Raw genomic sequence first — 13,328 nt, forward strand, 5'->3', positions numbered from 1 at the left:
ATAGTATTAAAGTGTAACATATAAAAATAATTAAATGAGTTTTTATATTAAGGAGTAGATTGATGAAATTAATAGATAAAGCTAGGTATTTAAAAAAAGCCTATTTTAAAATAGGCAATAAAAAGTCTCTACTAAAAAAAATATTCTATTCTATACATGAAGGAGGAATAAAAAATTTAAAGAATCGTACTTTAGGTGTTATATATGCAGCTTATAAAGAAGAAAACTTGTATAATGAAAGAAATAACATATATGAAAATCAACAAAAAGAAATTATTGTTTTGGATGATGTGTTTGAAAAAATATCAGTAATAGTTTGTATTTATAATGATTTTAGTAACATTGAACGAGTAGAGAAAAGTTTAGGAGAGCAAGTGTATAAAAATTTTGATATCATATATTTAATGGCTGAAAAATATAAACAAAGTATAAACTTTAAAGAAAAAAATGTTCATTATTGTAATAAGATTGATGGCTCCGCTTTGAATGAAGTTATTAACAAAATAGAAAGTTCATACTTTTTAGTAATAAATATAGATGATTATCTTTCTCCAAATGCAATATTAAATTTTACTAAAGTATCCCAAAATGATGAGTTTATATTGATATATAGTGATGAATGTTTGTATGATTTTGATAATAAAACGGTGAATAGATATTTTTTAAAGCCTAAATTCTCACCAGTTTACTTTTACAATAAGCTGTATATAGAGCATTCTATCTTATTAAAGAAGAAAGAGTTTATGGAATGTGGAGGATTTGATAATAAAGTCGAGAATCTTGATACACTGTTAAAAGGTGCTACTTTAAATATGTTAGAATTTTCAGATAAAATAGCGCATATAGAAAAAATATTATTATTAAGAGATGTAACAAAACAAAGCATATGTGAAAGTATGTACAATTCAAGTATGATAAAAAAACATTTGAGAAATATTGGTATAGAGTCAAATGTTAGACAAAATATTGTTTATGATTCTTATGATATAGACTTACCTGTAGATGATTTAGAAACAGTTTCTTTAATAATTATTAGTGACTGCAAGGAAGATACATTTGCATGTATTGATAGTATTGTAAAAAGTACAAGATGGATAAATTTTGAAATTATAGTAGTTGCTGAAGAGAGTGTATGTGAATATCTTTATAAAGAATTTACATTTTTAGATAATTTTAAATTATGTAAATACAATAAAACTTTAAGTTATGCTCAAAAATGTAATTTGGGAAATTCGAAAGCAATGGGCAAATACGTAACTATTTTAAAGGATTATATATCTATAGAAGATGAGAACTGGTTAAGTGAAATGATTCAATGTTTTAAATTTAAAAATGTTGGTGCTGTGTCCCCAAAAATTATTAATAAATATAATGGTATAAAATACTCTGGAATTATTTCAGGTGGATATGGTTTTTTCCCAATTCCATTTGATGGTGAAAAAAATATAGTACATAAAGGCTATAATGAAATAGCATTTGCTACAAGAGAAATATCAGTTCTTTCTTCAAGTTGTTTTGTAATTAAAAGAGAATTGTTTAATGATATTTCTGGATTTGATGAAAAAAATATACCTAATGAGTTTTCAAATACAGAACTATCTTTTAAAATTCAAGAAAATAATAATAAATGTATATTTTGTTCTAAAAGTTTAGTTATTTCAACTAAAAAAGATGATGAATATGATAGTTGGTATAATACAAAGAATAAAACAGGGTATTTATATATGTTAAAAAATTGGGCTAACTATTTGTTAGATGATCCATACTATACAAAAACAATGCAAAAGCAAATAATTAGTAATTTTCCTTATGAATTTAATATATTTAAAGATAACAAAATTAAAATTAATAATACTAATTTTTCAGGAAGAAATATTCTAATTATTAGTCATGAGCTATCTATGACAGGAGCTCCAATTACTTTACAGTATGTTATAAAGGCTTTAATAAAAAATGGTGACTATCCAGTAATTTTATCACCAAAAGATGGAAAATTGAAAGAAGAATTTTTAAAAGAAGGTATCCCTGTTATAATTGATGATTCAATATATAGTAGTAATAATTGGATGAATTATGCAGAAAATTTTGATATAGTTATAGTAAATACAATAGTGCAATATTTGAATATAATTGAATTAAGTAAAACAGAAATACCAACCCTATGGTGGATTCATGATGCTAGAGAAGGATATGAATTATATATGAAAGATATAATTCCTAGTGAGATAGGAAATAATATTCATACATTTTGTGCTGGCATTTATGCTAAGAATGTATTAAATGACTATAGACCTTCTTATAAACCTAATGTTCTTTTGTATGGTTTACCAGATTTTTCAACTGAAATACCAAATATTCCTAAGTATAAGTTAGAAAATGAAAAGGAAAGAGTAATATTTGTAAATGTAGGAACAATTGAAAAAAGAAAAGGGCAAGATGTATTTTCACAGGCTATTTCTAGTTTGCCTGACTATTATATAGATAAGTGTAAATTTATTTTTATTGGTAGAAAAGTTTCTGATACTATTTATGATAGTCTAATTGATATAAAAAATAAATTTCCTGAAAATATAGAGCTTATTGACGAAGTAAAAAGAAATGAAATTATGGATATTTTTAAACAAGCAACATGTATAGTTTGTTCTTCTAGAGATGATCCAATGCCTGTTTTTATGACTGAAGGTATGATGATGTCTAAAATATGTATTTGTTCTGAAAATACAGGAACAGCTACATTGATTGAGAATGGAAAAAATGGATTTGTATATGCAAATAACGATTATAAAGAATTAGCAAATAAGATTATGTATGTTATTGATAATAATGATAAAATTGATTCTTTGAAAATAGAAAGTAGAAAAACTTATGAGAAATATTTCTCTATGGATGTATTTGATAGTAATTTGTTAAATATAATTTCCAATATTGTTAAGTAAGCTATTTTACAGTAATTGAATTTTTATTTTAAATAAGTTTTAGGTATTCACATTTTGATAATATACTTAAAATAAAGATTGGAGGAAATATATGAGCTGTATTAATAAAAAAAATAATATGGAATATAAAAAATTAGAATATTTTTTAATTCTAATATTTTTAACTTTAATTATTCTATTAAATTTAGAATTTAAATCTATCATTGGAATAACTATTATCCTTTTAATAGTTATTAGTATTTATAGTTTATTTTATTTTGCTTTAAAGATGAGTAATAGTATAGAAATTTTAAAGTCACTTAGTAAAAAAGAAAAAAACTGTATACTTTTGCTATCTATTATATCTATAATATTTGTATATTCAGAAATAAGTAGAGATAAATTTATATATTATGGGGATTTTTCTAATTTCTGGAGTCTTGCTTTACAACAGATGGATATTTTTTTAAAGGAGCCTTTACTAGCATTAAAAAATTCTTATATTAATATATGTTATGCAGAACATAATGTTTTTATGCCAACCATGATAGCTATACCATTAAAGATTTTAGGTGGAAGTTATATGAGTTATGTTCTCATTTTAGAAGTTATATTTATTATACCAACTTGTATTACATATGCACTTATTATGAAAAAAATTATTATAAAAATGAACTATAAAAATGTAAATTTTTCAATATTATTTTTATTTTTTCTAATATTACCAAGTTTGTATTATCCAACATTAAGCGGTTATATAGATATTGTATGTGTTTTTATAGTTTCGTTATGTATACTTCTAACTATGGAAATTGATTTTTTGAAGTTTGAAAAGAGAAAATGTTTAGCTCTTTCTGGATTATTATTAGTATTAGTTTTAATGAGAAGAGCTTATGGATATTGGATTGTAGGATATGCGATTAGTTTATTTGTATATATGATTTTTAATATATTAACAAATAGAAAAGATTTAAAAATAATTATTAAAGCATATATGAAAAATCTTTTATTTATTTTTATTGTTTGCAGTCTTGTTTTAGTGATAATGTTTCCAAATTTTTTGAAAAACATAGCAACTAGTAATATAAGAGTTGTCCATTCAGCATGGAATATGACTTCATCAAAAGAAAAAATAATTGAATTTGTAAATTATTATGGTGTATATATGATAATACTTTCAATATTGTCAATAATAACATCATTTAAGGATAAGTATTTAATGAGTTTTGTAGTAAAAAATATTGTAAATATAATAATAGTAGCAATATTGTTTTCTAATATACAAATGGGACCACATCAATACTATCAAATTACAGGACAATTATCTTTATTGGTTGCAGTTACTATTTTAAAAATATATAATTCAGAGATTAGTAAAAGAAATATAATAGTATTAACTATTGGTATCTTGCATATATATAACTTTTTATATGCACATAATCTTGTTAAACAATACGCATTTGAAAGATATATATTTACAGAAAGAATCTATGAACCAAGAAAAAGATATGATATAGAACAAATGAACATTTTATATGAAAAAATTGAAAGATTAATAGAAAAAGACAGTCTAGTATATGTTCTATCAAGTTCAGATATATTAAACGATGATTTGATACGATGTCTTAAGTTACCAGAAAGAATAAGTTTTGAAAATAAATTGGTGGGTAGTTATCAAGTAGATTTAAGAGATGGATTTCCAGTATCATTCCTTAATTCTGATATAATTATTGTTCCTGATCCAATACAGTATCATTTGAAACCTAATGATCAACAAGTTGTAATAAAGCTTGCAAAAGAGATATTAGATAAAAATTCAATAATAGGAGACAATTTTAAGTTGGTTGATAGTGTATCATTAGAGAAAGATGTAAAAGCAAAAATTTATATAAAAAACAAAGATTTTTCTTTAAAAGAAATAAACTATTTAGAAAATATGTTTGATTTTTCATATAAGGAATACCCTGATTTATTTAAAAATAGATTTGAAGAATTTAAACAACAAGAAAATCTAAAATAGGGTTATAGAGTATTTATTATTTATAATTAAAAATTTTGAAAGGATAAGCTTATGAAAAAGATAAGTATAATTGTACCATGTTTTAATGAGGAAAAAAGTGTACATATTATGCATGAAAAAATTACTAACATGTTTCATAAAGAATTGAAAGATTTTGATTACGAATTGATATTTGTTGATGACTATTCTATGGATAATACTAGAAATGAATTAGAAAAAATATGTATTTTAGATAAAAAAGTAAAAGCTATTTTTAATGCTAAAAATTTTGGATTTAATAGAAATGTTTTTTATTCATTGATGCAAGGTAGTGGAGATGCAGTATTTTTAGTGTTTGGAGATTTACAAGACCCTCCAGAATTACTTTTAGAATTTGTTGAAAAATGGAGAGAAGGTCACAAAGTTATACTTGGTCAAAAAATAAAAAGTAAAGAGAATAAATTTGTTTATTTGCTTAGGACTCTATTTTATAAAATGATGGACAATATGTCACAAGTAAAGCAAATACAACATTTTAATGGGTTTGGTTTGTATGATAAAGATTTTATTGATGTAATAAAATCTATTGACGATTCTCAGCCATATTTAAAAGGTATTGTTGGAGAATTTGGAATGAAACAAAGTATTATAAACTACAAACAAGAAAAAAGTGCAAGAGGAAAATCTAATTTTAACTTCTTTAAATATTATGATGTTGTTATGTTAGCAGTTACTTCATATACAAAAATATTAATGAGAATAGCTACTTTTATAGGCGGTTTTGTAGGGATAATTAGCTTAATAATAGCAATAATCATATTTATAAATAAAATATTGAATTGGAATACTTACCCAATTGGAGTTGCTGCTCTAACTGTGGGAGTGTTTTTTATAGGAGCAGTTCAATTGTTTTTTATAGGAATTCTTGGAGAATACATATTGAGTATTAATACACGTACATTAAAAAGACCATTAGTAGTAGCAGAGAAAAAAATTAACTTTGAAGATGGAGATGCAAAAATTGAAGAATATAATAGTTAAAATGGTTGAATCTTGGTCTAATAATACAGGAAATATAAATGCTATAGAAGATATAATAAATTGGGTTGATTTTTTAAACAAAAACATATGTGTAAATGTAAATAAAATAAGTTTAGATGATAGTGAGTTTTGGTATTATGATAAATTAGAAGGTGGAATTGTAAACACAAATAGAAGTTTCTTTTCAATTAAAGGAATTATAAAAAAAGTAAATGATGAAATACTTTTAGAGCAACCTATAATAATTCAAAATGAAATTGGATATTTAGGGATATTGTGTAAAGAGTTTGATGGAGTTTTAAATTTTCTTATGCAAGCCAAAATTGAACCTGGAAATTTAAATAAAATTCAAATTTCGCCAACAATACAAGCAACTAAAAGTAATTTTACACAAAAGCATGGTGGAAATAAACCAAAGTATTTAGATTATTTTATAAAGTCATCTAATCATGAAATTATAGTAGACCAAATTCAATCTGAACAATCTTCTAGATTTTATAAAAAAAGAAATAGGAATATAATTATAAAGGTTGATGAAGATATAGATGTTTTACCAAATTATAAATGGATGACATTAGGACAAATTAAGAAATTGATGAAGGTTGATAATCTGGTAAATATGGATACTAGAACTGTACTTTCATGTATTCCATTTTCAAATATTAAATTAGATGAAATACAGCTTGAAAATATATATAAATTATTTAGAGATAAGTCACTTTTTCATTCTATTTTTTATGGAGCAAATGAAAACTTATTTCCCAAAGTGTATCATCAGATAAACAATTATAAAATGTTTGATAATAGTGAAATAGAAATTGTTAGTTTAGAAAAATTGAACTTGTGGAAAATGAAAGAAAAAGAATTTATATCTAAAGAACCATATAATTTTAAAGTGATATTTTGTGATATTTCAATTGAAGGAAGAGAAGTAAGTCAATGGACGCAACCATTATTTGAAGCAGATGGAGTGGCAATATTTGGGCTTTTAATGTGTAATGATGAGGGAATAAAAAAGTTTCTAGTTAATTTAAATTCTGAAGTTGGGTGTTTTGATTCAATTGAATTAGGTCCAAGTGTTCAAATTGAGTCAATTGACAAAGATAAGATATATAATGAAGTTACAAGCTTATTTTTCAATTATTTAGATTGTGGGAAAAATATTATTTTTGACAATCTATTATCTGAAGAAGGTGGTAGATTCTATCATGAACAAAATAGAAATGTCATTATTGAAGTTGAAAAATCAGATTTAGTAAATGTACCAGAAGGATATTTATGGATTGATTATAAATCTTTAAATATAATGGTACAATTCAATAATTGTTTAAACATTCAATTAAGGAATTTATTATCTCTTTTGGAGGTGTAAGATTTGAATAAAATAAAAATTGGAATTATAGGAGCTTCAGATATTGCTTTTAGAAGGTTTCTGCCAGCTCTTATTAAGAATGATAAATTTGAATATGTTGGAATAGCTTCAAGAAATCCAGAAAAAGCAAAGAAATTCATAAAAGAATATAAGGGAATGATTTTTTCTAATTATGATGAAATCATTTCTAGCAATGAGATAGATGCATTGTATATACCTTTACCACCAGCACTTCATTACGAATGGGCTAGTAAAGCTTTAGAAAATGGTAAACATGTTTTTTTAGAAAAACCATTTACGACAAGTAATGACGATACTAACAAATTGATAAATTTAGCAAAAGAAAAAAAATTGGCTTTACATGAAAATTACATGTTTAAGTTCCATAGTCAATTAGAATATATTAGAAACTTAATTGATAAAAAGTCTATAGGTGAAATAAGGTTGATTAAAACATCTTTTGGATTTCCAATGAGAGCATCTAATGATTTTAGATATAATAAACAATTAGGTGGAGGAGCATTATTTGATTGTGGTGGTTATACAATTAAACTTGCATCTTATTTGATGGGAAACAAGACTAGAGTTGTAACATCAAAGCTAAACTATTTAGAGAGTTTTGATGTTGATATTTTTGGTTCTGCTGTACTTGAGAATGAAAAAGGAATTATAACGCAAGTTTCTTTTGGTATGGATAATTCGTATAAATGTGATTTGGAGGTTTGGGGAAGTAATGGTTGTATTATTACAACAAGAATTTTTACAGCTCCTACTGATTTTAACCCAAAGGTCATGATTAAAATTGGTAATGAGGAGAAAGTAATTAATTTACAGTCAGATGATCAGTTTTTTAATTCAATTGATTATTTTAATGATTGCATAAATAATGTAAATACTAGAATAGATTCATATATTGAAATTATGAATCAAAGCCATTTAATTCAAACTATAATTGAATCGAACAAAGGAGTGATAAAATATGAAAATTACTGATTTAGGTTTAGAAGGTGTAAAATTAGTAGAATCAATTGTACATGAAGATTTTAGAGGATATTATATGGAATCTTACTCTCTGAGAAGTTTTTCAGATGTTGGTATAAAGAATACTTTTGTACAAGATAATCATTTACTATCACTCAAAAAAGGTACAATAAGAGGCATACACTTTCAGAATATGCCTAAAGCTCAAGCTAAGTTAGTTAGATGTACTAAGGGTAAAATTATGGACTTTGCTATAGACTTGAGAAAAAGTTCGCCTACATATAAAAAATGGGTCTCTGTTGAATTGAGTGCTGATAATAAGAGACAAATATTTATACCTAAAGGTTTTGGGCATGCATGTATTTCACTTGTTGATGATACAGAGGTTCAGTATAAGGTTGATGAATTATATCATCCTGAACTTGATAGAGCTATATTATGGAATGATCCTGAATTTAATATAGATTGGGGTATGGAATCTATTATAGTATCTGAAAAGGATAAAAATGCACCATATTTAAAAAATAGTGATGTAAATTTTGTTTATGGAGAATGTAGATATGAATAGAGTAGTTATTACTGGTGCAAGTGGATTTATAGGAAAATCTCTTTGTAAAGCGTTAATTGAGAGTAAAGTATTTACATATGCTATTGTTAGAGACTCATATAAAATGAAAGATTTAGTATCTAATAAATATATTAAAATTATTGAAGCTGATTTTAATTGCTATGAGCAGATTATATCTAATATAGAAGGAGATATAGATGTGTTTTACCATTTCGCGTGGGATGGAACATATGGTCAAAAGCTTACAAACTATGAATTACAATTAAGTAATGTTAAAAATACTTGTGATACATTGATGTTGGCTACTAAATTAGGATGTAAAAAATTTATTTTTGCAGGAACAATTAATCAACTTGAAATAAAAAAATATATGAATATGGAAACTTGTGAACCTAGATTAGCTTGTATTTATGGAACTTCAAAACTTGCATGTGAAATGATGTGTAAAACTTTGGCATATAATAATAATATAGAATTTAATACAGCTATTATTAGTAGTGTTTTTGGGCCAGGAGATAAATCTAAAATGATACAAAATGTGCTAATTAAAAAATTTATTGATAACGAAAAGCCTAAACTAGTTAAAGGAAATTACTTGTATGATTGGATATATATTGATGATGTTGTTAATATGCTAATTGAAATTGGGAAGAAAAGTGTAAATTTCAGAGAATATTATATTGGAAATATTGAGTTAAGAACATTTAAAGATATAATTTTAGAAGTGAAAAATATTATTAACCCTAATTTAGAAATTACTTTTGGAGAATTAAATGATACATCTGTTATAGATTATTCACAAATAAACTTAAATTCTGTATATGAAGATACAGGATATTTGCCAAAATGTGATTTTAGAGAGAGTATTTTAAAGACAGTTGAATGGGTAAAGACATTGAATTTTTAGAGGAGTGAAAGCATGTTTGATGTTATAGTTGTAGGAGCTGGATTTTCAGGGAGCGTAATAAGTAGAAAATTAGCAGAAGAAAAAAATTTAAAAGTTTTGCTTTTAGAACAAAGAAATCATATAGCTGGAAATATGTATGATGAGATTGATGAATATGGTGTTTTGGTGCAGAGGTATGGACCACATTCACTGACTACTAATAAGCCTTGGATTATAGAATATCTAAATAAATATGGAGAATGGTTTGAACATGATATAAAAGGATTTAGTTTTTTTGATAATAAATATATTAGATTACCATATAATTTTAAAACTGTAAAACAATTATTACCTATAAATGAAGCTAATTATGTAATAAATAAGTTGCGTGAAAAATTTCGAGGTAGGGACAGGATTTCTATTTTTGAAATGCTTGAAGAAAAAGATATTAAGATTAGAAATTTTGGAGAATTAATTTTTGAAAAAGCCTATAAGCCATATGTTTCAAAACAATGGGGATTAAATACAGATGAAATAGATAGAAGTGTGCTAAATAGAGTACAAATGACACTATCGTATGATGAGCGTTATATAAATAAAGATTTTCAGTATATGCCATGTGGAGGATTTACAAATATATTTAAAAATCTATTAAACCATAAGAATATAGAGGTAAGACTAAATTGTAATGCTATAGAAGCTTTAATTTTAGATAAAGAAAGTAGTATTGTTACACACAAGGAAGAAAAATCTAAATGTATAGTTTTTACAGGTGCAATAGATGAACTATTAAATTGTAAATATGGGAATTTACCTTATAGGTCATTAGACATAAAATATTATACAGAGAAAACTGATGCTTTATTGCCATCAGATATAGTGTCATATCCACAGGTTGATGGATATACAAGAAAAACTGAATATAAAAAGTTTAATGGACAAAAGAATATACCTTATACTACAATATCAATAGAATATCCTCTGGAGTATAATAAAGAAAATGAAAAGGGAAATATGCCATATTATCCAGTTATAAATGACAAAAATAGGTTGATTTATGAGAAGTATCATAATGAGTGTAAGATATATAAGAACTTATTTTTGTGTGGAAGATTAGCTGAATACAGATACTATAATATGGATGATGTGATAGAACATGCATTTGATGTTTTTGATGATATTGTAGCGTATTTGGAGAAAAATGATGAATACTAATTTTAAGCATTTGTTGGCTAAGTATAATGAAGGAATTGCATACATTATATTTGGTATACTTACAGTAATAGTTAATACTGTTGCCTTTATGTTAAGCAGTAACTTTTTTGGTATTCTTGAAGCAAATACAATTGCTTTTTTTATAGCAGTATTATTTGCCTATTTTACGAATACTAAATATGTTTTTAAAACAAAAAATACTTTTAAAAAGTTTATTGCTTTTTTAGGAATGCGACTTTTCACACTTATTTTTGATAATTTAGGGATGTTAATTTTAATAAATATAAGTATAGATGAACTTATATCAAAAATAAGTGTGAATTTTTTAGTTATACTATTAAATTATATTTTTAGTAAATTTATGATATTTAAAAACTAATTTGGAGGATATATTATATGAAAGGAATTATACTTGCAGGAGGATCTGGTACACGCCTATATCCACTGACTAAATCTGTATCAAAACAGATGTTACCAATATATGATAAGCCGATGATATATTATCCATTATCAACACTTATGCTTGCTGGTATAAGAGATATATTAATCATATCTACTAATCGAGACATCTCTATGTTTGAAAATTTGTTGGGAAGTGGTAATGATTTAGGAATAAGATTAACTTATAAAATTCAAGAAGAACCAAAGGGATTAGCAGAAGCTTTTATAATAGGCGAAGATTTTATTGGAAAAGACAGAGTTGCTTTAGTTCTTGGAGACAATGTGTTTTATGCAAGAGGATTTTCTGAGATGCTACAAAATGCTGTAGATATAAAATCTGGAGCTGTAATATTTGGATATAATGTTCCAGACCCATCTCAATTTGGAGTAGTAGAATTTGATAAGAAGTGGAATGTAATTTCATTAGAAGAAAAGCCAAAAAATCCAAAATCTACATATGCAGTTCCTGGATTATATTTTTATGATAATGAAGTAGTTGAAATAGCAAAGAAAATAAAGCCATCTGAAAGAGGAGAGCTAGAAATAACAAGTATAAATAATGAATACTTAAAAAGAAAAAAATTAAGAGTAGAGCTTTTCGGCAGAGGCATGGCGTGGCTTGATACAGGAACATCAGAAGGTTTGTTAGAAGCAGCAAACTTTGTTTCTATAGTACAAAAAAGACAAGGTCTTTATGTAGCATGTATAGAGGAGATAGCATATAGAAAAGGTTATATAACAAAAAATGACCTTGTTAGATTGGCTAGTCCGATGTTAAAGACTGATTATGGTAAATATCTGATTCATATAGCGGAGGAATAATCAATGAAAAATATTTTAGTTACTGGTGGCGCTGGTTTTATAGGTTCCAACTTTATTAGACATATGTTGAGTCTATATGATTATAACATAATAAATTTAGATTTACTTACATATGCTGGAAATCTTGAAAATTTGATAGAATTTGAAAATTATAATAATTACTTTTTTATAAAAGGTGATATTACAAATAAAATGTTAATTGAAGATATATTTGACAAGTATTTTATTGATACAGTTATAAATTTTGCAGCTGAGTCTCATGTAGATAGAAGTATAAATAATCCAGAAGTATTTTTGAAAACGAATGTTCTTGGGACTCAAGTACTTTTAGATGTAGCTAAAAATAAATGGAAATGCAATCCAGAGGATAAATATTGCTTTAAATTTATGAATGGTGTTAGATTTATACAAGTTTCAACTGATGAAGTTTATGGAACATTAGGAGAAAAAGGTCTATTTACAGAAGAAACACCAATATCTCCTAATAGTCCATATTCTGCATCAAAGGCAAGTGCAGATATGTTTGTAAGAGCATATTATGAGACATTTAAATTACCTATTAATATCACAAGATGTTCTAATAATTATGGACCATATCAATTTCCAGAAAAATTGATACCTTTAATGATAAATAATTGTGAAAATAATAAACTATTGCCTATTTATGGTGATGGTATGCAAATTCGTGATTGGCTTCATGTAAAAGATCATTGCAGAGGAATTGATTCTGTTTTACATAAAGGCGAAATTGGAGAAATATATAATATTGGTGGAAATAATGAAAAAGCAAATATAGATATAGTAAAAATTATAATCAAAAAACTTAATAAAAATAAAGATTTAATTACTTATGTAAATGATAGGCCAGGACATGATAGACGATATGCAATTGATAATACAAAAATAACCAAAGAGCTTGGATGGAAGCCACTATATACATTTGAAGATGGTATATATGAAACTATTGATTGGTACATGAATAATAAAAAATGGCTAGAAAGAGTTGTTTCAGGTGATTACTTAAAATATTATTCTAGTATGTATGCTTTGTCTTATAGATAATAAGGATTTTATGTGTTACTTTGACT

General features: G+C 25.3%; 11 protein-coding genes. All 11 read left to right on the forward strand.

Going from position 1 to position 13,328, the window contains the following annotated elements:
- The first annotated feature begins 62 nt into the window (after positions 1-62).
- The 11 genes from JJC01_05350 (at position 63) to rfbB (ending at position 13,302) form a co-directional block, all read left to right on the forward strand.
- The gene (locus JJC01_05350) at positions 63-2,936 is read left to right on the forward strand and encodes a glycosyltransferase (protein UDN59289.1); all 2,874 of its coding nucleotides are present in this window, start codon (positions 63-65) and stop codon (positions 2,934-2,936) included.
- Between the two features lie 91 nt (positions 2,937-3,027).
- Complete coding sequence (locus tag JJC01_05355; GenBank protein ID UDN59290.1) at positions 3,028-4,935, forward strand: hypothetical protein; 1,908 nt, start codon at positions 3,028-3,030, stop codon at positions 4,933-4,935.
- 51 nt (positions 4,936-4,986) lie between these two features.
- Complete coding sequence (locus JJC01_05360; GenBank protein ID UDN59291.1) at positions 4,987-5,955, forward strand: glycosyltransferase family 2 protein; 969 nt, start codon at positions 4,987-4,989, stop codon at positions 5,953-5,955.
- Positions 5,927-7,327, forward strand: coding sequence for an NDP-hexose 2,3-dehydratase family protein (locus tag JJC01_05365; GenBank protein ID UDN59292.1), 1,401 nt, complete (start codon positions 5,927-5,929; stop codon positions 7,325-7,327). Before JJC01_05360 ends, JJC01_05365 begins: the two co-directional genes overlap by 29 nt.
- Before the next feature lie 3 nt (positions 7,328-7,330).
- On the forward strand, positions 7,331-8,320 hold the full coding sequence (locus JJC01_05370) for a Gfo/Idh/MocA family oxidoreductase (GenBank protein UDN59293.1): 990 nt from the start codon (positions 7,331-7,333) through the stop codon (positions 8,318-8,320).
- Positions 8,307-8,876, forward strand: a complete 570-nt coding sequence (gene rfbC, locus JJC01_05375) for a dTDP-4-dehydrorhamnose 3,5-epimerase (protein UDN59294.1) — start codon at positions 8,307-8,309, stop codon at positions 8,874-8,876. Before JJC01_05370 ends, rfbC begins: the two co-directional genes overlap by 14 nt.
- Entirely contained in the window at positions 8,869-9,783 is a 915-nt protein-coding gene (locus tag JJC01_05380; GenBank protein ID UDN59295.1) for an NAD(P)-dependent oxidoreductase, read from the forward strand. The genes rfbC and JJC01_05380 overlap by 8 nt, the downstream gene beginning before the upstream one ends.
- A 12-nt stretch (positions 9,784-9,795) precedes the next feature.
- Positions 9,796-10,977, forward strand: coding sequence for a UDP-galactopyranose mutase (glf, locus tag JJC01_05385; protein ID UDN59296.1), 1,182 nt, complete (start codon positions 9,796-9,798; stop codon positions 10,975-10,977).
- The gene (locus JJC01_05390) at positions 10,967-11,356 is read left to right on the forward strand and encodes a GtrA family protein (protein ID UDN59297.1); all 390 of its coding nucleotides are present in this window, start codon (positions 10,967-10,969) and stop codon (positions 11,354-11,356) included. Before glf ends, JJC01_05390 begins: the two co-directional genes overlap by 11 nt.
- A gap of 17 nt (positions 11,357-11,373) precedes the next feature.
- Complete coding sequence (gene rfbA, locus JJC01_05395) at positions 11,374-12,240, forward strand: glucose-1-phosphate thymidylyltransferase RfbA (GenBank protein UDN59298.1); 867 nt, start codon at positions 11,374-11,376, stop codon at positions 12,238-12,240.
- Between the two features lie 3 nt (positions 12,241-12,243).
- Positions 12,244-13,302: a dTDP-glucose 4,6-dehydratase gene (gene rfbB, locus JJC01_05400; protein ID UDN59299.1), complete on the forward strand. Its 1,059-nt coding sequence runs from the start codon at positions 12,244-12,246 to the stop codon at positions 13,300-13,302.
- Positions 13,303-13,328: the final 26 nt, after the last annotated feature.

The sequence above is a fragment of the Clostridioides sp. ES-S-0010-02 genome (assembly GCA_020641055.1).
GTDB lineage: Bacteria > Bacillota > Clostridia > Peptostreptococcales > Peptostreptococcaceae > Clostridioides.